The organism is Blastococcus sp. SYSU DS0539 (assembly GCF_054050855.1).
The window spans coordinates 42,920-65,183 of the sequence record NZ_JBJHAF010000007.1; the positions used below are offsets into that span (position 1 = coordinate 42,920).

The 22,264-nt window shown below is 75.5% G+C and carries 23 protein-coding genes and 1 tRNA gene; 10 read left to right on the forward strand and 14 right to left on the reverse strand.

Annotated features, from left to right (window positions below; genetic code table 11):
• Window positions 1–195 precede the first annotated feature (195 nt).
• The 3 genes from ACI790_RS10445 (at window position 196) to ACI790_RS10455 (ending at window position 3,514) form a co-directional block, all read left to right on the forward strand.
• Complete coding sequence (locus ACI790_RS10445; RefSeq protein ID WP_456569720.1) at window positions 196–1,161, forward strand: putative selenate ABC transporter substrate-binding protein; 966 nt, start codon at window positions 196–198, stop codon at window positions 1,159–1,161.
• Window positions 1,162–1,223: 62 nt separating this feature from the next.
• The gene (locus ACI790_RS10450) at window positions 1,224–1,904 is read left to right on the forward strand and encodes a phosphonate ABC transporter ATP-binding protein (protein WP_456569721.1); all 681 of its coding nucleotides are present in this window, start codon (window positions 1,224–1,226) and stop codon (window positions 1,902–1,904) included.
• Window positions 1,901–3,514, forward strand: coding sequence for a PhnE/PtxC family ABC transporter permease (locus ACI790_RS10455; protein WP_456569722.1), 1,614 nt, complete (start codon window positions 1,901–1,903; stop codon window positions 3,512–3,514). Before ACI790_RS10450 ends, ACI790_RS10455 begins: the two co-directional genes overlap by 4 nt.
• A gap of 96 nt (window positions 3,515–3,610) precedes the next feature.
• Here the strand turns inward: ACI790_RS10455 and ACI790_RS10460 are convergent, their stop codons facing one another.
• The 4 genes from ACI790_RS10460 to hrcA all read right to left on the reverse strand — a co-directional run bounded on the left by ACI790_RS10460 (window position 3,611) and on the right by hrcA (window position 6,936).
• Entirely contained in the window at window positions 3,611–3,838 is a 228-nt protein-coding gene (locus tag ACI790_RS10460) for an RsmE family RNA methyltransferase (RefSeq protein ID WP_456569723.1), read from the reverse strand.
• Between the two features lie 181 nt (window positions 3,839–4,019).
• Window positions 4,020–4,766: a 16S rRNA (uracil(1498)-N(3))-methyltransferase gene (locus ACI790_RS10465; protein WP_456569724.1), complete on the reverse strand. Its 747-nt coding sequence runs from the start codon at window positions 4,764–4,766 to the stop codon at window positions 4,020–4,022.
• 2 nt (window positions 4,767–4,768) lie between these two features.
• Window positions 4,769–5,899, reverse strand: a complete 1,131-nt coding sequence (gene dnaJ, locus ACI790_RS10470; RefSeq protein ID WP_456569725.1) for a molecular chaperone DnaJ — start codon at window positions 5,897–5,899, stop codon at window positions 4,769–4,771.
• Window positions 5,900–5,913: 14 nt separating this feature from the next.
• Entirely contained in the window at window positions 5,914–6,936 is a 1,023-nt protein-coding gene (hrcA, locus tag ACI790_RS10475) for a heat-inducible transcriptional repressor HrcA (RefSeq protein ID WP_456569726.1), read from the reverse strand.
• A gap of 222 nt (window positions 6,937–7,158) precedes the next feature.
• On the opposite strand from hrcA, the gene ACI790_RS10480 reads away from it, so the two are divergent.
• Complete coding sequence (locus ACI790_RS10480; protein ID WP_456569727.1) at window positions 7,159–7,578, forward strand: type II toxin-antitoxin system VapB family antitoxin; 420 nt, start codon at window positions 7,159–7,161, stop codon at window positions 7,576–7,578.
• Window position 7,579: 1 nt separating this feature from the next.
• On the opposite strand, the gene ACI790_RS10485 is transcribed toward ACI790_RS10480, so the two are convergent.
• The 7 genes from ACI790_RS10485 to hemW all read right to left on the reverse strand — a co-directional run bounded on the left by ACI790_RS10485 (window position 7,580) and on the right by hemW (window position 13,010).
• The gene (locus ACI790_RS10485; RefSeq protein ID WP_456569728.1) at window positions 7,580–8,185 is read right to left on the reverse strand and encodes a response regulator; all 606 of its coding nucleotides are present in this window, start codon (window positions 8,183–8,185) and stop codon (window positions 7,580–7,582) included.
• Entirely contained in the window at window positions 8,182–9,306 is a 1,125-nt protein-coding gene (locus ACI790_RS10490; protein WP_456569729.1) for a sensor histidine kinase, read from the reverse strand. The genes ACI790_RS10485 and ACI790_RS10490 overlap by 4 nt, the downstream gene beginning before the upstream one ends.
• Before the next feature lie 19 nt (window positions 9,307–9,325).
• Window positions 9,326–10,072 carry an ABC transporter permease gene (locus ACI790_RS10495; protein ID WP_456569730.1) on the reverse strand — a complete coding sequence of 249 codons (747 nt, stop codon included), beginning with the start codon at window positions 10,070–10,072 and terminating at the stop codon, window positions 9,326–9,328.
• Window positions 10,069–10,977: an ABC transporter ATP-binding protein gene (locus tag ACI790_RS10500; RefSeq protein ID WP_456569731.1), complete on the reverse strand. Its 909-nt coding sequence runs from the start codon at window positions 10,975–10,977 to the stop codon at window positions 10,069–10,071. Before ACI790_RS10500 ends, ACI790_RS10495 begins: the two co-directional genes overlap by 4 nt.
• A 94-nt stretch (window positions 10,978–11,071) precedes the next feature.
• Window positions 11,072–11,386 (reverse strand): TraR/DksA family transcriptional regulator, encoded by a 315-nt coding sequence (locus ACI790_RS10505; protein WP_456569732.1) that lies wholly within the window; start codon window positions 11,384–11,386, stop codon window positions 11,072–11,074.
• An 85-nt stretch (window positions 11,387–11,471) separates the two neighbouring features.
• Entirely contained in the window at window positions 11,472–11,660 is a 189-nt protein-coding gene (locus ACI790_RS10510; RefSeq protein ID WP_456569733.1) for a hypothetical protein, read from the reverse strand.
• A 111-nt stretch (window positions 11,661–11,771) separates the two neighbouring features.
• Entirely contained in the window at window positions 11,772–13,010 is a 1,239-nt protein-coding gene (gene hemW / locus ACI790_RS10515) for a radical SAM family heme chaperone HemW (RefSeq protein ID WP_456569734.1), read from the reverse strand.
• Window positions 13,011–13,059: 49 nt separating this feature from the next.
• Between hemW and ACI790_RS10520 the strand changes: the two genes are divergently transcribed.
• The gene (locus tag ACI790_RS10520) at window positions 13,060–13,830 is read left to right on the forward strand and encodes an enoyl-CoA hydratase-related protein (protein ID WP_456569735.1); all 771 of its coding nucleotides are present in this window, start codon (window positions 13,060–13,062) and stop codon (window positions 13,828–13,830) included.
• A gap of 169 nt (window positions 13,831–13,999) precedes the next feature.
• Here ACI790_RS10520 and selB read toward each other — a convergent pair whose 3' ends face one another.
• The 3 genes from selB to ACI790_RS10535 form a co-directional block, all read right to left on the reverse strand.
• A complete protein-coding gene (gene selB / locus ACI790_RS10525) occupies window positions 14,000–15,745 on the reverse strand; it encodes a selenocysteine-specific translation elongation factor (protein ID WP_456569736.1) in 1,746 nt (581 codons plus the stop codon).
• Window positions 15,736–17,067 (reverse strand): L-seryl-tRNA(Sec) selenium transferase, encoded by a 1,332-nt coding sequence (gene selA / locus ACI790_RS10530; protein ID WP_456569737.1) that lies wholly within the window; start codon window positions 17,065–17,067, stop codon window positions 15,736–15,738. Before selA ends, selB begins: the two co-directional genes overlap by 10 nt.
• A gap of 26 nt (window positions 17,068–17,093) precedes the next feature.
• Window positions 17,094–17,189, reverse strand: a tRNA-OTHER gene (locus ACI790_RS10535).
• 65 nt (window positions 17,190–17,254) lie between these two features.
• Here ACI790_RS10535 and ACI790_RS10540 point away from each other — a divergent pair.
• From ACI790_RS10540 to ACI790_RS10560, 5 genes are all read left to right on the forward strand, one after another.
• A complete protein-coding gene (locus ACI790_RS10540; RefSeq protein ID WP_456569738.1) occupies window positions 17,255–17,848 on the forward strand; it encodes a helix-turn-helix transcriptional regulator in 594 nt (197 codons plus the stop codon).
• Between the two features lie 10 nt (window positions 17,849–17,858).
• Window positions 17,859–18,866, forward strand: a complete 1,008-nt coding sequence (selD, locus tag ACI790_RS10545) for a selenide, water dikinase SelD (protein ID WP_456569739.1) — start codon at window positions 17,859–17,861, stop codon at window positions 18,864–18,866.
• A gap of 210 nt (window positions 18,867–19,076) precedes the next feature.
• Entirely contained in the window at window positions 19,077–20,030 is a 954-nt protein-coding gene (locus tag ACI790_RS10550) for a carbohydrate ABC transporter permease (RefSeq protein WP_456569740.1), read from the forward strand.
• Complete coding sequence (locus ACI790_RS10555; protein ID WP_456569741.1) at window positions 20,027–20,872, forward strand: carbohydrate ABC transporter permease; 846 nt, start codon at window positions 20,027–20,029, stop codon at window positions 20,870–20,872. The genes ACI790_RS10550 and ACI790_RS10555 overlap by 4 nt, the downstream gene beginning before the upstream one ends.
• Window positions 20,873–20,936: 64 nt before the next feature.
• Complete coding sequence (locus tag ACI790_RS10560; protein ID WP_456569742.1) at window positions 20,937–22,238, forward strand: ABC transporter substrate-binding protein; 1,302 nt, start codon at window positions 20,937–20,939, stop codon at window positions 22,236–22,238.
• Window positions 22,239–22,264: the final 26 nt, after the last annotated feature.

A 22,264-nucleotide genomic window follows, 5' to 3' on the forward strand; every position in this document is an offset into this window, starting at 1 on the left:
ACCCTAGGCACCTCCGGCCGGGCTCCCGGCAGGGACGCGGGAAGCGTGCCCAGAACGTGACCGGCCGGAAGCCCGCGGATGCGCGTCGGCGGCACGGCGCGCCGAGCCCACCACGCCGGGTGCAGGATGGGGCGCCCCCTCTCCCCCTTCGCCGGAGGCCATCGTGTCCCGTCCCGTCCCCCCTGCGCGCACGTAGTGCGCGGCGCAGTCGCCGCCCGGTCGGGTGGCCTCGATCCCGGAAACGACCCCCTGCTCCCCCGCTTCTCCCGCCGGACCCTGCTGGCCGGCACCGGGCTGGCCGTCGCCGCCGCCCTCGCCGGGTGCGGCGCCACCGCCCCGGAGGCGGCCACCGCCGCTCCCCGTCCCCTGCGCATCGGCGCGATCCCGGACCAGGACCCGGAGGTCCTGCAGCGGCTGCACGGCACCGTCGCCGACTCGCTGTCCGGAGCACTCGGCCTGGCGGTCGAGTACGTGCCGGTCACCGACTACGCCGCCGCCGTCTCCCTCTTCCGTACCGGGGACCTTGACCTCGTCTGGTTCGGCGGGCTGACCGGCGTCCAGGCCCGCCTGCAGACCGCTGGTTCGGTGCCGATCGCGCAGCGCGACATCGACGAGGAGTTCCACTCCGTGTTCGTGGTCAACGCGAGCACCGGCCTGGCCCCGTCCGACGACCTCGCCCCGCTGGGCGATCTGCGGTTCACCTACGGCAGCGAGACCTCGACCTCCGGCCGGCTGATGCCCGCCTGGTTCCTGCGCGAGGCGGGCGTCGACCCGGAGGGCTTCCCGGGCGGGCCGGGCTTCTCCGGCTCGCACGACGCGACGCTGGCGCTGGTCGCGGCGGGCAGCTACCAGGCGGGGGTCCTCAACGAGCAGGTGTGGACGTCGCGCCGCGAGGCCGGGGAGGTCGACCCGGCGGTGGTCGCCTACGCCCGCACCCCCGCCTACTCCGACTACCACTGGCTGCTGGGCCCCTCGGCCGTCGAGCGGCTGGGCGCCGACCTGCCCGACCGGCTGACGGAGTACTTCACCGGCCTGTCGGCCGACGACCCCGCCGACGCCGAGGTGCTCGAGCTGTTCGGCGCGGGTTCCTTCGTGCCCACCGACGCGGCGAACTACGAGCAGATCGAGGAGATCGGCCGCGACCTCGGGCTCGTCAACTGAGCGAGGTCGCGCGGCTCACCGGCATCGAGGTCCGCTTCGGCGGCACGCCCGCCCTCGCCGGGGTGGACCTCGCGGTGGCCGCGGGCGAGCGGATCGCCGTCGTCGGCGCCTCGGGCGCGGGCAAGTCGACGCTGCTCAACGTGCTCAACGGCGCGGTGCCGCCGAGCGCCGGGCAGGTGCGGGTGCTGGGCCGGGACCCGGCGTCGCTGCGCGGCCGGGAGCTGCGCCGGCTGCGCGCCCGCACCGGCACCGTCCACCAGCACCTGGAGCTGACCGGCGCGCTGCGGGTGGTGCACAACGTCAACGCCGGGCGGCTGGGCTCCTGGCCGGCCGCCCGGGCGGCGTGGTCGCTGATCCGGCCGCAGGACCCCGCGACGGTGCGGCACGCCCTGGACCGGGTGGGGCTGGCCGACCGGATGTACGAGCGCACCGACCGGCTCTCCGGCGGGCAGCGGCAGCGGGTGGCGCTGGCCCGCCTGCTCGTGCAGCAGCCGGACCTCGTGCTCGCCGACGAGCCGGCGTCCGCCCTCGACCCGGCCCTGGCCGACCTCGCCCTCGGTCTGCTGGGCGACCTCGCGACCGGGCGGGGCGGCGCGCTGCTGGCCTGCCTGCACGACCCGGCCCTCGCGCTGCGGCACTGCGACCGGGTCGTCGGCCTCGCCGCCGGCCGGATGGTCCTGGACGCCCCCGCCGGCGACCTGACCGTGGCGGAGCTGGAGCGGTTCTACGGGGTCACCCGGTGACGGCGCTCCTCGACCGGGCGGCGCCGCCGGCACCGCGGCTGCACCGGAACCGGCGGCGGTGGGCGTGGGCGCTGGCCGGCGTCGTCCTGCTCGGCTGGGCGCTGGCCGGCAGCGGGCTGTTCTCCGGGCCGGTGCTCAACCCCGCCGGCGCGGCCCAGGCCGGCCGCTTCGTCTCCGCCGCACTGCACCCGGAGCTGGGGGCGGAGTTCCTCGCCGTCGTCGTGGGCTCCACGCTGGTGACCGTCGCCTACGCCGTCCTGGGCGCCGGGCTGGCCGTGCTGCTCGGCGCCCTGGCCGCGGTCCCGGTCTCCCGCACCGCCTGGGGCGGGCGGCGCGCCGGCTGGCTGCTGACCCGCGGAGCCCTGGCGCTGCCCCGGGGTCTGCACGAGGCGGTGTGGGGCCTGCTGCTGGTCAACGTGCTCGGACTCGACCCGTGGGTGGGCGTGCTGGCCATCGCCGTCCCCTACGGCGCGATCACCGCCAAGGTCTTCGCCGACCTGCTCGACGAGGTGCCCCGCGGCAGCCACGACGCCCTCCTCGCGGCCGGCGCCGGACGAGGGACGGCGGCGCTGTACGGGCTGCTGCCCGCGGCCGCCGGCGGGCTGCTCTCGTACTCCTTCTACCGGCTGGAGTGCGCGGTCCGGTCGGCCGTCGTCCTGGGGCTGATCGGGGCCGGCGGGCTGGGCTACCAGCTGGCACTGTCGTTCACGTCGCTGCGCTGGGAGCAGGTGTGGACGACGGTCTACGCGCTCGCGCTGCTGTGCCTGCTGGCCGACGTCGGCGGCCGGGCGGTGCGCCGCCGGGTCGCGGCGCCCCGGCGCTCGGGGTCCGGGCGCGACCCGCTGCTCGCCGGCGCGGTGCTCGCCGTCGTCGCCGCGGGCGGCTGGGCGGTCTGGTACCTGGCGCTCTCCCCCGCCGCGCTCGTCTCCGCGCGCACCCGCGAGCAGCTGGCCTACGTCGCCTCGGCCGCGTGGCCACCCGCCGTGGACGGCGAGCTGCTCGGCGACGTCTGGGCCACCGGCCTGGAAGCGCTGCGGATGTCGGTCCTGGCGATCGCGTTCGCCGCCGCCGGTGCGGTGGCGCTAGCCGCTCTCGTCGCGCGCCCGCCCGGTGCGGTCGGGCCGGTGCGACGCACCACCGGGGTGCTGCTCCGGCTGGCCCTGCTCCTGCTGCGCGCCGTCCCGCCGCCGGTGTGGGCGCTGGTGCTGCTGTTCGTCCTGCTGCCCGGCGTCCTGCCCGGCGCGCTCGCCCTCGGCGTCTACACCCTCGGCGTGCTCGGCCGGCTGGTCGGCGAGGCCGTCGAGGAGGCCGACCGGCGCCCGGCCGAGGCGCTGCGGGCCATGGGGTCCTCGCCGGTCGGCCGGTGGCTCTACGGCTCCGCCCCGGCGCTCGCCGGCCCGGTGCTGGCGCTGTCGCTCTACCGCTGGGAGGTGGCGATCCGCGACACCGTGCTCGTCGGCCTGCTCGGGGCCGGCGGGATCGGAGTGCTGCTGTCGGCCCGGACGTCGGCGTTCGACTGGCCGGCCGTGACCACCGTGCTGGCGGCGATCGTGCTGCTGACCTTCCTGGTCGACCTGGTCAGCGACCGCGCCCGCGCCGCCCTGCGCTGAACCGGGCCGTGGCGCCCGCATGCGCCTTACTGCGGTCATCCGGCGTCCGATAACCGCAGTGAGACGTGTGCGGGTGAGCGCAGCGTCCAGGCCTCGCTAGGTCCAGCGGGTGCGGGCGGACAACGCGGCGAGGGCGGCGGCGCCGGCCGTGGAGGTGCGCAGCACCTCGGGGCCGAGGCGCACCGGCTCGGCGCCGGCGGCGCGGAAGGCAACCACCTCGCCGTCGGAGAGCCCGCCCTCCGGGCCGACGACGATCACGACCGTGCCCGCGCCGCCCTGCGCTGAAGTGAGCCGTAGCGCCCGCATGCGCCTTACTGCGGTCATCCGGCGTCCGATAACCGCAGTGAGACGTATGTGGGTGAGCGCAGCGTCCAGGCCGCGTCAGGTCCAGCGGGTGCGGGTGAGCGCAGCGTCCAGGCCGCGTCAGGTCCAGCGGGTGCGGGTGAGCGCAGCGTCCAGGCCGCGTCAGGTCCAGCGGGTGCGGGCGGACAGCGTCCAGGCCTCGCTAGGTCCAGCGGGTGCGGGCGGACAGCGCGGCGAGGGCGGCGGCGCCGGCCGTGGAGGTGCGCAGCACCTCGGGGCCCAGGCGCACCGGCTCGGCGCCGGCGGCGCGGAAGGCGACCACCTCGCCGTCGGAGAGCCCGCCCTCCGGGCCGACGACGATCACGACCGTGCCCGCCTGCGGGACGGTCAGCTCCGCCAGCGGACGGCGGGCCTGCTCGTGCAGGACGACGGCGAGGTCGGCGTCGCCCAGCAGCCCGCAGACCTCGCGGGTGGTCATCGGCTCGGTGACCTCGGGCAGCCGCGGCCGGCGGGACTGCTTGCCGGCCGCGCGGGCGGCGGCGCGCCACTTGGCGACGCCTTTGCCCACCCGGTCGTCGCGCCAGCGGGTCACGCAGCGCGCGGCCTGCCACGGCACGATGCGGTCGACGCCCAGCTCGGTGGCGAGATCGACCGCCAGGGGGCCGCGGTCGCCCTTCGGCAGCGCCTGCACCAGGACGAACTCCGGGTCCGGCTCGGGCGCCTCGAACCGGGCCTGCACCGCCACCCGCAGCCCCTCGGGCCCGGCGGCGACGACGTGCCCCTCGGCGACGGCGCCTCGGCCGTCACCCACGTGCACCCGCTCCCCGGGCTGGAGCCGCAGCACCTCGACGGCGTGCCGCCCCTCGGGCCCGGCGACCAGCAGCTCGTCGGTCCCCGGCAGGTCCTCGACCAGGAAGAGGGGGGCGCCGTCCGGTTCCGGGCTGCTCACGCTCAGCGCCCGTTGAACGCGTCGCGGACCCGGGAGAACAGCCCGCCCTGGGCCTCGCGGTGGGAGTCGGCCTGGTCCTCCCCGCGCAGCGCCGCGAGCTCGCGCAGCAGCTTCTCCTGCTCGCCGTCGAGCCTGGTCGGCGTCTGCACCTCGACGTGCACCACCAGGTTGCCGCGCCCGGTGGCGCGCAGCCGGGGAGCGCCGTGCGCGCGGAGGGTCAGCACGCTGCCGGACTGGGTGCCGGGGCGGATGTCCAGCTCCTCCTCGCCGTCCAGCGTCTTGAGGTTCAGCGTGGTGCCGAGCGCCGCCGACGTCATCGGGAGGGTCACCCGGCAGTGCAGGTCCTCGCCGTCGCGGGTGAACACGTCGTGCGGCCGCTCCCGCACCTCGACGTAGAGGTCGCCCGCCGGGCCGCCGCCGGGGCCGACCTCGCCCTGCCCGGTGAGCCGGATGCGCATGCCGTCCTCGACCCCGGCGGGCACCTTCACCGACAGGGTGCGGCGGGCCCGGACGCGGCCGTCGCCGGCGCACTTCGGGCACGGCTCGGGGATGACCTGACCGGTGCCCGAGCAGGTCGGGCACGGCCGGCTGGAGACGACCTGGCCGAGGAAGCCGCGCTGCACGCTCTGCACCTCGCCGCGGCCCGAGCAGGTGCCGCAGGTGGCCACGTGGGTGCCGGGGGCGGTACCGGCACCGGCGCAGGTGTCGCAGAGGACGGCGGTGTCGACGGTGAGGTCCTTGGTGACGCCGAAGACGGTCTCGTCGAGCTCCAGCTCGACCGGGATGAGGGCGTCCCGGCCGGCGCGGGTGCGGCTGCGCGGCCCGCGGGTGGCGGCGCCACCGAAGAAGGCGTCCATGATGTCGCCCAGGCCGCCGAACCCAGCGCCGCCGAAGCCCGCGCCGGCCCCGCCACCGCTGTCGAACGGGTCACCGCCCAGGTCGACGATGCGGCGCTTCTCCGGATCGGTCAGCGCCTCGTAGGCGCGGGTGACCTCCTGGAAGCGCTCCTTGGCCTCGGGGTCGGGGTTGACGTCGGGGTGCAGATCACGGGCCAGCCGCCGGTAGGCGCGCTTGATGTCCTGATCGGTCGCCCCCTGGGCCAGGCCCAGCACGCCGTAGTAGTCGGTTGCCATCGAAGGTCTCGTCCTCAGCTCTCGGCCAGCAGGTGGCCGACGTAGCGGGCCACGGCACGGACCGCGGCCATGTTTCCTGGGTAGTCCATGCGGGTCGGCCCGACGACGCCGAGGCCACCGAGCGGCCGGTCGGTCGAGCCGTACCCGACGGTGACCAGCGAGGCGCCCGACAGCGCCTCGTGGGCGTTCTCCTCACCGATCCGCACCAGCACGGTGCTCGCGTCGACCTCGCCCATCAGGCGCAGGACGACGACCTGCTCCTCCAGCGCCTCGAGCAGCGGCTGCATCGTGCCGGGGAAGTCCATCGCGTTGCCGCGGGCGAGGTTCGCCGTCCCGCCGATGACCAGCCGGTCCTCGCTGGGCTCGACGAGGGTCTCCATCAGCGTCGCGCTGACCGCGGCGACCAGGGTCCGCAGGTGCGGCGGTGCCGTCTCCAGCAGCCCCGGCACCTTGTCCCCCGCCTCGCCGAGCCTGACCCCGGCGAACGCGGAGTTCAGCAGCGTGCGCAACTCCGGCACGGCGCCGGCGTCGAGGTCGGCCGGGCAGTCGACCACCCGCTGCTCCACCCGGCCGGTGTCGGTGATGAGCACGAGCAGCAGCCGGCCGGCCGCGACCTGCACGACCTCCAGGTGCCGGACGGCGCTGCGGGAGAGCGTCGGGTACTGGACGACGGCGACCTGGCGGGTGAGCTGCGCCAGCAGCCGCACCGTGCGGCCGAGCACGTCGTGCAGGTCGACGGCGCCGTCGAGGAACCGCTCGATCGCCCGGCGCTCGGCCGACGACAGCGGCTTCACCGCCGAGAGCCGGTCGACGAACAGCCGGTAGCCCTTGTCGGTGGGCACCCGCCCGGCGCTGGTGTGCGGCTGGGTGATGTAGCCCTGCTCCTCGAGCACCGCCATGTCGTTGCGGATGGTCGCCGGGGACACGCCGAGGTCGTGCCGCTCGGCGAGGGCCTTGCTGCCCACCGGGTCGTTGGTGGAGACGAAGTCCTGGACGATGGCCCGGAGGACCTCCAGGCGGCGTTCGTCGTGCGCCACGGTGTCACCTCCCCGTACCGGTCGACGCGCCGTGCGCAGCGCCCCCGGGATGCGGGACCCGCGGCGGCGGGCCGGCCGGGGACGACCCCGGCCTGGCACTCGCACGGACAGAGTGCCAGGCCAGCATACGTCCGCCCGGCGGTGCCGTCGCGTGGCTCGCGGGGCACGTGACGTGCGCCTCCCGACCGGCGACGGCCGGTCCCCGGCGGCGGCTAGGGTGGGGTGGGATGCCCCGGGACGGGGCGGAGAGCGGAGGTCGGTCCCCTGATCTTCAAAGGCGTGCGGAACGGCCGCCCGTATCCCGACCACGGGTTGTCCACCCGCGACTGGGCGATGATCCCGCCGCGGCAGGTCCGGCTGGACACCCTGACGACGACGAAGCGCGAGCTGGCCCTGGACGCGCTGCTGGCCGACGACTCGACCTTCTACGGCGACCTCTTCCCCCACGCGGTGCAGTGGCACGGGGAGCTGTACCTGGAGGACGGGCTGCACCGGGCGCTGCGGGCCGCCCTGCAGCAGCGCACCGTGATCCACGTGCGGGTGCTCGACCTCGACGCGCTCACCCCGGTGCAGACGCAGGCGGGCCCGGCGACCGCCGCCATCCCGGCCCAGCCCCCGGTGCCCGGCCGGCGCGGCGGCTGACCTACAGCCAGCCCTTCTCCTCCGCCACCCGCGCGGCCTCCACCCGGGTCCGGGCCCCGGTCTTGCCGATGGCCGACGACAGGTAGTTGCGCACCGTCCCCTCCGACAGGAACAGCCGGCCGGCGATGTCGGCGACCGTCGCGCCCCCGGCGGCGGCGCGCAGCACGTCCGCCTCGCGGGTGGACAGGGGCGTCGCGCCGATGGCCAGCGCGGCGGCGGCGAGGTCGCGGTCGATGACCCGCTCACCGGCCATGACCGCGCGGATGCCCCGGGCGAGCTCGGCGACGGGCGCGTCCTTGACCAGGAACCCGGCGGCGCCGACCTCCATGGCCCGGCGCAGGAAGCCCGGCCGCCCGAAGGTCGTGAGGATCACCGCCCGGCACGACGGCAGGACCGTGGCCAGCTCGCCGGCGGCGGTGAGCCCGTCCGCCCCGGGCATCTCGATGTCCAGCAGGGCGACGTCGGGCCGGTGCTCCACCGCGGCGGCGGCGACGGCGTCACCGCGGCCCACCTCGGCGACGACCTCGATGTCCTCCTCCAGCTCCAGCAGCGCGCGCAGCGCCCCGCGGACCATCGTCTGGTCCTCGGCCAGCAGTACCCGGATCACGGCGCCACCCCCTGCCCGGGGCCCCGCCCGGCCGCGACCGACGCGGCCACAGCGAGCACGGCGCACACGCGGAAGCCGCGGCCGTCGGCCGGGCCGTGCGCCAGGCGCCCGCCGGCGCTCGCCACCCGCTCGGCGAGCCCGCTGAGCCCGTCCCCGGCCGGCGCGGTGCTGCCCCGCCCGTCGTCGGTGACCGTCAGCTCGACGCGGTCCGCCGCGCGGGTCAGCCCGACGACGACCGTCCGGGCGTCGCTGTGCCGGAGCACGTTGGTGGTCGCCTCGCGGACCACCCAGCCCAGGACGGCGTCGACCGTGCCCGGCAGCGGCTCACCCGGGGCCGGGGCGCGCAGCGCGATGCCGGCGGCCGACAGCGCGGAGCGCGCCTCGGCCAGCGCCTGGGCCAGGCTGACCTGCCGGTAGCCGCTGACGGCGTCACGCACCTCCGCGAGCGCCCGCCGGGCGGCCGCCTCGACGTCGGCCATCTCCTGCCTCGCCCGCACCGGGTCGCGCTCGGCGAGCCGGCCGGCCAGCTCGCTCTTGAGCGCGATGAGCGACAGGCTGTGGCCGAGCAGGTCGTGCAGGTCGCGGGCGAAGCGCAGCCGCTCCTCGGCGACGGCGTTGCGGGCGAGCTCCTCCCGGGCCTCGGTCAGCTCGGAGTTGACCGCGATCAGGTAGCGGGTGCCGCGCAGCGCGAAGGCGGTGAGCAGGCACAGCAGCGGCAGGAAGAAGACGTCGTCGAGCGCGTCCTCGAGCAGGGCCACCGTGGCGCAGACGGCGGTCGCGCCGACCACGGCCGGCCACACCCACCGCTCGGGCAGGGTGACGGCGACCGCGGCAGACAGGTAGATCATCAGCCCGGCCCACGGCGTCCCCAGCCAGAAGGCGAGCCCCACGCCGAGCACCGCCACGACCGCCAGCTCGCGGTACGCCGGGGAGCACCCGGGTGCGAAGGCGCGGGCGAACACCGTCAGGTAGGCGGCGGTGAAGACGACGAGGAAGACGGCGGCGGCGATCCGCACGCCGGCCGGCCGCGGCGTGCCGATCAGGTCGAGCACCGGGAAGAGCTGGAACAGCAGCCACGGCAGCGCCCACCCCAGCTGCTGCCAGCGGCTCGACATGTCCATGCCCGGGACCGTAGCCAGCTCAGCCGGAGACGGCGTGGAGCGGCCGGCGGCGCGCGACGAGCACCGCGAGCGCCCCGAAGCCGGCGGTGTACGCAGCGAGCGCGAGGACGGCGGCGAGCGAGAGGAGGTCCGCGCCGAGCACGCTGCGCCCGAGTTCGGCGTACCAGTAGGAGGGCAGCGCGTACGCCAGGCCGCGCATCGCGCCCGGGAGCATCTCCACCGGCCACCACAGCCCGCCCAGGGCGGCCAGCACGACGCCGAGGATGCCGATCGCGCCACCCGCCGCCTTCTCGTCCAGGCCCAGGCCGACCAGGATGCCGAGGGCCACGAAGGCGGCCGAGCCGGCCCAGAGCACCGCCACCAGGGCCAGCCAGGTCCCCGGGTCCAGCCGGATGCCGTTGACGAACCGGCCGACCAGCGCCACGACCAGCAGGCTCGGCAGGGTGAGCAGCACGCCGACGGCGACGTCGACGGCGAACACCTGGGTCTGCGGCACCGGGGTGACCCGCAGCTGGCGCAGCCAGCCCGAGGCCCGGTCGAAGGAGATGCGGATGGTCGCGCCCAGGGCGGCACCGATGGCGCCGTAGGCCATCATCGAGACCATGATCGACGCCGCGACGTCCTGACGCTCGGCCGCCCCGGCCATCTGCCCGCCGATGATCCGCGTCAGGAAGACCGTGAACAGCGCCGGTAGCAGGACGGTGAAGAAGACGAACTGCTTGTTCCGGGCGACGCGGCGGAGCTGGAAGGCGAACAGCGGGTTCATCGGGTGGCTCCCGTCGGGTGCGTCCCGCGGGCGGAGATGAGGGACAGCACGGCGTCCTCCAGCGTGGCGCCGCGCACCTCGAGATCGGGCAGCCCGCCGTCGGCCAGCAGCGCCCGGAGGGTCGTGTCCGCGTCGGCGGTCGCCAGGACCACGGTGGCACCCTGCCGGCTCACCGCGGTGACCGCCGGGACGTCGTCGAACCGTCGGCCCGGCGCCGCGGTGAAGGAGATGGTGCGGCCGCTGACCCCGGCCTTGACCTCGGCGGTGGAGCCGTCGGCGACCACCCGGCCCCCGGCCATCACCACCACCCGGTCGGCCACCGCGTCGGCCTCGTCCAGGTGGTGGGTGGCGAAGACGACGGTGTGCCCCCGGTCGGCCAGTCCGCGCATCGTCGTCCAGAAGGCACGGCGTCCCTCGACGTCCATGGCCGACGTCGGCTCGTCCAGGAGCAGCAGCGGCGGGGCGCCGGCCAGGGCGAGCGCGAGCAGGACGCGTTGCCGCTGGCCACCGGAGAGGGCGTCCACCGGACGGCCGAGCAGGCCGTCGATGCCGGCGGTGACCACCAGGTCGTCCAGCGGCCACGCCGTCGGGAAGCTGCGGCGGACCAGGTCGAGGACCTCGCCGACCCGCGCCTCCGTGGGCAACCCACCGTGCTGGAGCATGGCGCCGACGCTGCCGGCACGGACGGCGTCGCGCGGGTCCCGGCCGAGCACCTGGACGGTTCCGGACGTGGGGTTCAGCAGGCCGAGCACCGCGTTCACCGTGGTGGACTTGCCGGCGCCGTTGGCCCCCAGGAGGGCGACGGTCTGGCCCCGCGGGATCGTGAGGGAGAGGTCGTCGACGGCCACCGTGCCGCCGTAGCGGACGGTCAGCCCGCGGAGGTCCAGGGCAGGTGCGCGGTCCATGCCGGAGAGCCTGCCGGGCGCGGCACCCGATCAGTAGTGCCGGACGTCGCCGGCCGGTTCTGACATCCGTCAGATCCGGCCGGCGACGGGGAGCTCAGGCGGCGGCGGTGCAGGCCACGCAGGTGCGGGCGAACGGGCGCAGCTCCAGGCGCTCCTCGGGGATGGCGGCGTCGCACCCCGTGCACCGGCCGTAGGTGCCCTCCTCGATCCGCGCGAGGGCGGCGTCGATCTCCTCGATCGTCCGCTGCAGGTCGGCGCTGCGGCGCTGGGCGACCGGGTCGGGCACCGACGTGGCGCACTCGGCGAGCGCCTCCTCCCGCTGCTGGACGGCGTCGGTGCGCTGGGCCTCCAGCAGGGTGCGGAAGCGGTCCGCCGAAGAGGCGGTCGTGACATCGGTGCGGGCGGACATGCGGATCTCCTTCTGGCAACGCGGAAGGACGCGGTCACCGGTCGGTGGCGCGTCAGGACGGGCGGTTGCGACTCCGGGAACGGAGTCAGGAGCGCTCCGGCGGGGCCCTGTCCTGGCTGCGCCGGAGGACGTCGAGCCCGCGCAGACCCCTGGCGCGGCGGTTCATCGCCAGGGCGAGCCGTACGCCGCCGGACAGCGCGAACGGTGGGGCCGCGACGGCGACCGGGACGCCCGGTGAGGGGTCCTGGGTCGGGCGCACTCCTGCTGCGAGCACTTCCGACCACCCCCTCGACCACGCCCGGCGCCGTTGCCGGAACGGGCACCATAGCCCAGAACCGGTTCCGCGATTCCGCTCTTTCGGGTGAGATCCCGGGATCGGCGGATCTCAGTCGGTCAGATCGCGGACCACCGCGTCGGCCAGCAGCCGGCCGCGGTCGGTGAGGACGGCGCGGCCCGCGGCGTGGGCCGGCGCCTCGAGCAGCCCCTCCGCGACGGCCTCGGTGGCGCGGGCGCGGCCGGTCTCGGTCAGCGCCGTCAGCGGCAGCCCGTCGCGCAGCCGCAGCCCGAGCATGACCGCCTCCAGGGCGCGGTCGGCGTCGTCGAGCAGCTCGGCGTCCTGGGCCGGGCTCTCGTCCCGGGCCAGCCGGTCGGCGTAGGCGGCCGGGTGCTTGACGTTCCACCAGCGGAGCCCGCCGACGTGGCTGTGCGCGCCCGGCCCGATCCCCCACCAGTTGGCGTTGGCCCAGTAGAGCTCGTTGTGCCGGCAGCGCGCCGCGTCGGAGGTCGCCCAGTTGGACACCTCGTACCAGCCGAAGCCCGCGCCCCCCAGGGTCGCGTCGGCCTGCTCGTAGCGGTCGGCGAGGACGTCGTCGTCGGGCATCGGGAGTTCGCCCCGTCGCACCCGGCGGGCGAGCTTCGTGCCCTCCTCGACGATCAGCGCGTAGGCGCTGACGTGGTCCACCGGCGAGGCGAGGACGGCGTCGAGCGAAGCGGCCCAGTCGGCGTCGGTCTCCCCCGGCGTGCCGTAGATCAGGTCGAGGTTGACGTGCTCGAACCCGGCGGCGCGGGCCTCCTGCGCGGCCTCGACGGCGCGGCCCGGCGTGTGCCGCCGGTCCAGCGCGGCCAGCACGTGCGGGGCGGCGGACTGCATGCCCAGGCTGACCCGCGTGTAGCCGGCCTCGCGGAGCCGGGCCAGCGAGGCGGGCGAGACGGTCTCCGGGTTGGCCTCGGTGGTCACCTCGACGTCGTCGGCCACGGGGAACAGGTCCCGGACCGCGGCGAGGACGGCGGCCAGGTCGTCGGCCGGCAGGAGGGTGGGGGTGCCGCCGCCCACGAAGACGGTGGAGACCGTCGGCAGGTCCGGCCCCAGGGTGCGGACGGCCCGCCGCAGCTCGGCGATCGCGGTGCCGGCGTACTCGGTCCGGTTCGCGCCCGGGCCCAGCTCCTCGGAGGTGTAGGTGTTGAAGTCGCAGTAGCCGCAGCGCGTCGCGCAGAAGGGCACGTGCACGTAGAGCCCGAACGGCGTGGTGGCCAGGCCGGCGCGGGCGCTGGCGGGAAGCCGGTCGGGGCCGGGTGAACCGGGAGGCGGGCCGGGGTCGTTCAGCAGCGGCAGGACGGTGTTCATCTGCTCCCAGTGTGCCGCGCGCGGGCCGTCGCGCGGCAGGATGCCGGACGTGACCTCCGACCGAGTGCTCCAGGTGTCCGTGTCCGGCGGCGTCGCCACGCTGACCCTCGACTCCCCCGCCAACCGCAACGCGCTCTCCCGGGCGATGCGCGCCCAGCTGCGGGCGGCCCTCGACGACGCCCTGGCCGACGACGCGGTGCGGGTGGTCGTCCTCGACCACACCGGCCGGGTGTTCTGCTCCGGGATGGACCTCGCCGAGGCCTCCGGCGGCTCGTCGGAGGACCAGGGGGTGCGGGAGTTCCCCGAGCTCCTGTCGCAGGTGTGGTCTGCGTCCAAGCCCGTCGTCGCTGTGGTCCGGGGCCCGGCGCGCGCCGGCGGTGTGGGCCTGCTGGCGGCCTGCGACGTCGTCGTCGCGGCGTCGTCGTCGACGTTCGCGTTCTCCGAGGTGCGGCTCGGGCTGGTGCCGGCGGTCATCTCGGCGGTGGTGCTGCCGCGGATGACCACCCACGTCGCCCACCGGCTGATGCTCACCGGCGAGGTGTTCGACGCGACCGCGGCGGCCGCCGGTGGCCTGGTCGACCTGGTGGCGGGAGACGACGAGGTGGACGCGGTGCTCGCCGGCCAGCTGACCGCGCTGGCCGCCGGCGCCCCGGCCGCGCTGGCCGAGACCAAGCGGCTGCTGCGCGCCCGGCAGCCGGAACTGCGGTTCGACGACCTGCTCGACCTCTCGGCGCGGTTCTTCGCCGGCGAGGAGGGTCAGGAGGGCATCGCCGCCTTCCGCGAGAAGCGCCCCGCCCGCTGGGTGCCCTCCGCAGGCTGACGGAGGACCACTCCGGGGAAGGTCCGTCTCTGCCCAGCCGGGCTGGGCAGAGACGGACCGTGCTCACAGGACGTAGGTGGCGATCATCTGCCCGAGCTGGCGGATGTCCGCGTTGCCCTTGAACTCGAGCCGCACCTTGCCCAGCCCGCGCGGAGCCGGAGCAGGCCGTCTACCGCAGCCGGCGGGTGTTGTCGGGCAGCCGCTCGGTGACGCCCTGGGCGTCGAGCCACTCCATCAGCGGAACGGCGACCCGGCGGCTGGTGCCCCACGCCTGGCGGGCCTGGCTGAGGGTGAACGGCTGAGGGAGGTCCGCCAGCCGCGCCCGGGCGGTGCCGGCGATCCCGGGGGCCAGGTAGACCCCCTCGCCGATCGGCACCAGCTGCCCGCTGCGGACGGCGGCGGCCAGCTCCCGCACGCCGAGCCCCGCGGCCACCAGGTCGGGCGCCTCGGGGGCGGCGAACGGGTCGGCCGCCAGCCGGGCGCGGATCTCGTCGACCGCCCGCTGCACCTCCGGCGGCAGGTCCGCGGCGCCGTCGACGACCCGCCCGGCGCGCAGCACCAGCGGCGGCCGGACGAGCGCCGGCACCAGCTCGGCGTCGGGCAGGTCGAGGGCCCGGCGCACCACCTCGGCCGGCGGTCCGGGCTCCAGCGGGCGCAGCCGCCGGTAGCGGCCGACGACGTCGGGCACCCGGGCGGCGAGCTCCTCGGCCAGCCCGGCGGCGAGCAGCCACGGTCCGTGCCGGGTGGCACCGGGCGGCTCGGGCCAACCCATGGCGGCGAAGTCCTCCGCGCGCACGATCCGGCGGCGGGCCAGGTCGGCGGCGGCGCCCGCGGCCCCGTCCGGCTGCGCGGACAGCTCGGCGGCCCGCTGCCGGGCGGCGCCGCGGCGGCGCAGCTCGGGTGGGTCGACGTCCCGGACGTCGGCACCGAGCACCCGCCGGGCGCCGGGATCGCGCAGCAGCAGCCGGTCCCCGATGCGCAGCGGCAGCGGGCGGTCCAGCCGCAGCCGCACCGCGGCGCCGTCCAGGGGACGGAGCCGGGCACCGACGGTGGCCGAGCCCACGTGCACCACCGGCTCGCCGGGCAGCCGCTCGCCGGGCTCGGCGGTGAGGCTGACGTCGACGACGTCGGTGAACCGGAAGGCGCCCGGGGTGAGCAGGGCGTCACCACGGGAGAGCTCCTCCACCGCGATCCCGCGCAGGTTCAGCGCGACGCGCGCGGTGGCGTCGGCCCGCTCGACGGGCTCGCCGAGGGACTGGACGCCGCGCACGGTCACCTCGCGGTCGCCGAGCAGGAACCGGTCGCCGGCCGTGACGGAGCCGCCGGCGAGGGTGCCGGTCACCACGGTCCCGGCGCCCTTGATGGTGAAGGCGCGGTCGATCCACAGCCGCACGGGTGCGGTCCGGTCCGGGGCCGGCAGCCCGGCGAGCAGGGCCTCCAGCGCGCCGGTCAGCTCGGACAGGCCGGCGCCGGTCACCGCGCTGACCGCCACCCCGGGCACCCCGCCCATCGACGTCCCGGCCAGCCGCTCGGTGACGTCGGCGAGCACCGGCGCGGGGTCGGCGAGGTCGGCCTTGGTGACGGCGAGCAGCGCGTGCCGCACACCGAGCGCGTCGAGGACGGCGACGTGCTCGGCGGTCTGCGCCGACCACCCGTCGTCGGCCGCTACGACGACCAGGGCGGCGGGCACCGAGCCGACGCCGGCGAGCATGTTGCCCACGAACCGCTCGTGCCCCGGGACGTCGACGACGGCCAGCCGGCGGCCCGAGAGCAGCGTCGTCCAGGCGAAGCCGAGGTCGATGGTCAGCCCGCGGCGGCGCTCCTCGGCCCAGCGGTCGGGCTCCATGCCGGTGAGCGCCCGGACCAGGGCCGACTTGCCGTGGTCCACGTGGCCGGCGGTGGCGATCACGTCCACCGGCGAGCCACCCCCAGCACCGCGGCGGCGAGGTCGCCGTCGGCGGACGGCGGCACGCTGCGGAGGTTCAGCAGGGTCCGGCCGTCCTCGACGTAGCCGACCACCGGCGTGGCGCCCAGGCGCAGCGGCCCGGCGAACGCCTCCGGCAGGGCGACGGCCGCGCCGGGCAGCGGGTGCTCCGGCGCCCCGCCCCCGCCGACGCGCGAGTCGGCGTCGACCGCCTCGGCCGGGATCCCGGCGGCCGACAGCCGGGCGGCGAGGGCCTGCGCCCGCTCCCGGAGCGCCTCGGCGCCGGCGGCGAGCATCTCCTGCACCGGCGGCAGCGGACCGCGCAGCGTCGCCTCCAGCGCGGCCAGCGTCGTCTTGTCCACCCGCAGCGCGCGGTAGAGCGGATGCCGCCGCAGCGTCTGCACCAGCTCCGCCCGGCCGAGGACCAGGCCGGCCTGCGGGCCGCCGAGCAGCTTGTCCCCGCTGGCGAGGACCAGGTCCGCACCGGCGGCAAGGGTGCTCTGCAGGTCGGGCTCGTCGGGTAGCAGCGGGTGCGGGCGAAGCAGCCCCGACCCGACGTCGGCCACCAGCGGAACACCGGTGCCCGCCAGGGCGGCCGCCAGCTCCCCCACCTCCACGGCGCGGGTGAAGCCCCGGACGACGAAGTTCGACGGGTGCACCTTCAGCACGGCGCCGGTGCCGGGGCCGAGGGCGCCGCGGTAGTCGGCGAGCGTCACGCGGTTGGTGGTGCCGACCTCGCGCAGCCGGGCGCCGGTGGTCTGCAGCAGCTCCGGGATGCGGAAGCCGTCGCCGATCTCGACCAGCTCGCCGCGGGCCAGCACCAGCTCCCGCCCCTGCCCGAGGGCGGTCGCGACGAGGGCGAGGGCGGCGGCGCAGTTGTTCACCACGATCGCGGCCTCGGCGGCGGGGACGGCGTCGAGGAGGGCGGCGATCGCCGCCTCCCCGCGCGGGCCGCGCCGGCCGGTGGCCAGGTCGAGCTCGACGTCGGTGGTGCCGCTGGCCGCGACCACCGCCTCGACGGCGGCCGGCGACAGCGGCGCCCGGCCGAGGTTGGTGTGCACGACGACGCCGGTCGCGTTCAGCACCGGGCGCAGGCTCGACGCCGTCGCGGGCAGCCCGGCGAGAACGGCGTCGACGGCGTCGTCGGGGGCCACCTCGCCGGCGCGGACCCGCTGCTGCACCCGCTGGACGGCGCTCTTCACCAGGCCCCGGCCCAGCCGCTCGCCGGCCGCGGCCAGCCGCGGATCGGCGAGCAGGGTGTCGGTGCGCGGCACCTGCCGGCGTGGGTCGGCGCGCTGCGGGTCCTGGATCATCGCCCCGCAGCGTATGTGCGGGAAGTTGGCGGAGGCGGACGGGAATCGAACCCGCCTGGCCGAGATGCTCGGCCACGTCGGCTTTAGAGGCCGCGGGGGCCACCAGACACCCTGACGCCTCCGCCGGGAAGCCTACGTCCCCGCCGGCTCCCCGGAACTGTCGGTGGGCGGTGCGAGCATCCGACCCGTGAAGCGCACCGGGTCCCGCTCCCCCGCCACGCTGCCGCCGGTCGCCCTCGCCCCCGAGGAGGCCGCGGCCGTCGCCGCCGCCCTCGCAGCCTCCCCCGGCGGCCCGTACGCCGAGGCCGGCCGGGCGGCCCTGGAGAAGGTGCTGACCGCGCTGGAACCGGATCCGCACCGGCGGGCGCAGATGCTGGCCAGCAGCCGGTGGGTGGCCGCCGACGCCGCTCGCGTCGCGGAGGTGCGGCGGTCCGTCGAGGCCGGGCTGGCCGAGCGGCGCGTGCTCGTCCTCGACTACCGCGACCGGGAAGGACGCTGGTCGGAGCGGACGGTGGAGCCGCAGCTGCTCGTCCGCACCGGCGCGCACGAGTTCCTGGTGGCCTGGTGCCGCGATCGCCAGGCGCTGCGCTGGTTCCGCGCGGACCGCATCGACAGCGCCCGGCTCACCGCCGAGGCCGCCCCGCCGCGCGAGCTGGGTGACCTCGGCGTCCCTCCGCACACCGGCGGGGGCGGCGCCCATCCGGCCGGGCGGGGCCTGCGGCGGCGTCCCGCGGCCCCGTGCCCACCCCGACTGGTCGTCCTCCCCGGCGGCCGGGCCTAGATTCGACGGCGTGACCACCGCACCCGCCCGCGTCCGCCTCACCCAGTACGCCCACGGCGGTGGCTGCGCCTGCAAGATCCCGCCCGGCGAGCTCGAAGCCGTCGTCGCCGGCTTGACCGCCACCGGCCCCGCGTCGCCGAACGCCGAGCTGGTGATCGGCCTGGACGACGGCGACGACGCCGCGGTGGTCCGGATCGCCGGCGGTCAGGGCCTGGTGCTCACGACCGACTTCTTCACCCCCGTCGTCGACGACGCGTACACCTTCGGCCGGATCGCCGCGGCGAACGCGCTCTCCGACGTCTACGCCATGGGCGGCACCCCGGTCGTCGCGGTGAACCTGCTCGGCTGGCCGCGGGACGTGCTGCCCGCCGAGCTCGCCGCCGAGGTGCTGCGCGGCGGGCTGGAGGTGGCCCAGGAGGCCGGCTGCCACGTCGGTGGCGGGCACTCCATCGACGACCCGGAGCCCAAGTACGGGATGGCGGTCACCGGCGTGGTCGACGTCGACCGGATCATCACCAACGCCGGGGCCGTCGCCGGGACGCCGCTGACCCTCACCAAGCCGCTGGGCGTCGGGGTGCTCAACAGCCGGATGAAGGCGACCGGTGAGGTGTCGGAGGAGGCGGTCGCCTCGATGACCGCGCTGAACCGGGACGCCGGGCAGGCCGCGGTCGCCGCCGGGATCCGCGCCGGCACCGACGTCACCGGGTTCGGACTGCTGGGCCACCTCTACAAGATGGCGCGGGCCAGTGGGGTCACCGCCGTGGTCGACGCCGCCGCCGTCCCCTACCTGGCGGGGGCGCGCGAGGCGCTGGCCGCCGGGTTCGTCTCCGGCGGCACCCGGCGCAACCTCGACTGGGTGCGCCCGCACACCGACCTGTCGACGGTCTCCGAGGACGAGGCGCTGCTCCTGGCCGACGCGCAGACGTCCGGCGGCCTGCTGCTCGGCGGGGAGATCCCCGGGTCGCCGGTGATCGGCGAGTTCGTGCCGCGCGGGGAGTTCCTCGTCATCGTCCGCTGACAGCCCCGGGAGCATCGCAGCGAGGAACGAGCGAGGAGCGGACCGGAGCGCGGAAGCGGCCAGGAGTCGTCGTCCGCTGACAGCTCCGGCGACCGCGAGCGCCGCTCCCCGACGTGCTCCGACCGCTGACCACCTGATGTTCACCGTCCGGCGACCATCCGGCCCCCCAGGTACCGGAGCCCATTCACCGACGGACGCGACCGTGCCTCCGTGGCCACCGACCTCGTCGCCGGTGCGCCGAGCGCGGCTGCCCCGGCACCCTCGCCCCGGCCGCCGGCTCGTCCTGCACGGCGCCGTGGGCGTGGCATCCTCCTCGCCAGCGCGTTCCTGCTGCCGAACCTCGTACTCCTCGTGGTCTTCACGTACCGACCGCTGATCGACAACATCCGGCTGTCGTTCACCGACTGGAACATCTCCTCGCCCACCGCCGACTACATCGGCGTGGACAACTACGTCGAGTGGTTCACCAGCTCCGACGGCCACACGGTCCTGTGGAACACCGTCGTCTTCACCGGCGCGGCGGTCCTCGGATCGATGGCACTCGGGCTGGCACTGGCGCTGCTGCTCGACCAGAAGCTGTTCGGCCGGAACGCCGTCCGCTCCCTGGTCTTCGCGCCGTTCGTGCTCGCCGGCGCCGCGGTCGGGGTGGCGTTCCAGTTCGTCTTCGACCCCACCTTCGGCCTCGTCCAGGATCTCCTGGGCCGCATCGGGGTGACGGCACCGGCGTTCTACCAGGATCCGGAGTGGGCGCTGTTCATGGTGACGGTGACCTACATCTGGAAGAACCTGGGCTACACCTTCGTCATCTACCTCGCCGCGCTGCAGGGACGGCGGGCCGAGCTCGACGAGGCCGCCGAGATCGACGCCGCCTCCGCCTGGACGAAGTTCCGCAGGGTCACCTGGCCCCAGCTGCGACCGGCGACGTTCTTCCTGACGATCACCGTGCTGCTCAACAGCTTCCAGGTCTTCGACGTCATCGACACCATGACCCGGGGCGGCCCGCTGGGCAACGGCACGACCACGATGGTCTACCAGGTCTACCAGGAAACCTTCGTCAACCAGCGTGCCGGTTACGGCGCCACCGTCGCCTCGATCATGTTCGTCGCGCTGCTGGTCATCACCCTCGTGCAGGTCCGCGTCATGGAGCGAGGGCGGCAGCGGTGAGCGCCACGACCACCGCCGGGCGCACCAGGCCGCTGGCTCGGATGGGCGGTTACGCCGGCCTCCTGCTGGTCGTGCTGGTGATCGCCCTGCCCCTGTACTGGCTGCTGGTGTCGTCACTCAAGGAACGACCCGACATCTACACCGTGCCGGTCACCTGGCTGCCGAGCCCGCCGACGTTGGACAACTACTCCACCGCCGGCGGGGTCGCCTTCACCGACTACCTGCGCAACTCGGTGATCATCACCGCGACGCTGACCGTCGTCCAGGTCGCCCTCGGGGTGCTCTCGGCCTTCGCCCTCGCCTTCCTGCGCTTCCCGGGCCGCACCGCCGTGCTGCTGTTCATCATCGGCAGCCTGATGGTGCCCAACCAGATCACGGTGATCAGCAACTACGCCCTGGTCGCCGAGCTGGGCTGGCGGAACAGCTTCACCGGGATCATCGTCCCGCTGGCGGGGGTGGCGTTCGGGACGTTCCTCATGCGGAACCACTTCCTCTCGCTGCCGGCCGAGATCCTCGAGGCCGCGGAGATGGACGCCGCCGGCCCGCTCAGGATGCTGTGGCGAGTGGTCCTGCCGATGTCGTGGCCCACCCTCATCGCGTTCACGCTGATCACGATCGTCAACGAGTGGAACCAGTACCTCTGGCCGCTCCTGATCGCCGACGACTCCTCCGTCGCCCCGCTCCCGGTCGGACTCGCCCAGCTCCAGGACACCCAGGGGCTGACCAACTGGGGACCGGTACTGGCCGGTACGGCCCTGACCATGCTGCCGATCCTGCTCATCTTCCTCGCGCTGCAGCGTCACATGATCAAGGGCCTCACCGCCGGCGCCGTCAAGGGATGACCCGCAGACCCCCGGGCGCACCAACCCGGAGACCCACCGAGCCACCTATGACAGGAGCCCGTACATGCCCGCACGTCACCGCCCCCTCCTCCGCGTCACCGGCGCGGCGGCGATCGCCGCGCTCACGCTTGCCGGGTGCGCCGGCACCGGCTCGTCCGACGACGCCGGTGCCGACGGCGGCGGCCCGGTCGAGTCGCTGACGTTCTGGTCGAACCACCCGGGCGAGTCCAAGGGGGTCGAGACCGAGCTCCTCGAGGCGTTCGAGGCCGAGTCCGGCATCGAGGTCAACCTGGTCACCGCGGGCAAGAGCTACGAGGAGGTGGCGCAGAGGTACAACGCCGCCCTGTCCGGTGGCGAGCTGCCGGACGTCCTCGTGGTCTCCGACGTCACCTGGTTCAACTTCGCACTCACCGGCGCGATCACGCCCATGGACCCGCTGTGGGAGACCACCGGCGTGGACACCGCGGGGTACGTGGATTCGCTGCGCGAGGACTACGAGTTCGAGGGCGAGCACTACGCCCTGCCCTACGCGCGGTCGACCCCGCTCTTCTACTACAACAAGGCCATGTGGAGCGCCGCCGGTCTCCCCGACCGCGGCCCGGAGACGTGGGCGGAGTGGGCTGAGTGGGCGCCCGAGCTGGCCGCGGCCAACGGGGGCGTGGCACCCATGGTCCTGCCCGACGGCAGCAACTACCTCGACTGGATGTTCCAGGGCATGATCTGGACCTTCGGCGGCGCCTACTCCGATGAGTGGGACATGACCTTCACCTCCGAGGAGTCGCTGGAGGCCGGGCGCTTCCTGCAGGACCAGTACAACCAGCAGCACATCGCCATCTCCAACGACGCCAACAACCAGTTCGGCGCCGGTCAGGCCGCCTCACTGCTCCAGTCGACCGGCTCCCTCCGCGGGCTGAGCCAAGCCGCGCAGTTCGAGTTCGGTACGGCCTTCCTCCCCGGCCCGCCCCCCGGGGTCCCCACCGGCGGTGCGGGTCTGGCGATCCCCGAGCGCATCTCCGACGAGCGCAAGGAAGCCGCCATGGAGCTGATCGCCTTCCTCACCAACGGCGACAACACCGTGAAGTTCAGCCAGGCCACCGGGTACATGCCGGTGCAGCAGGACGCCATCGACCACCCGGACATGCAGGCCTACCTCGACGAGAACCCCAACGCCCGCACGGCGCTCGAGCAGCTCGCCGTGACCGCACCGCAGGACTACGCCCGGGTGTTCCTGCCCGGCGGCGGTGCCCGCATCGGCGCCGGCCTGGACCGCATCACGATCGGCGGCGAAGACGTGGAGACGGTCTTCGCCGAGCTGGAGGAGGAGAGCCAGACGGTCTTCGAGCGGGACATCGAGCCCAAGCTGTGACCGTCGACCAACGGGACGGGACGTAC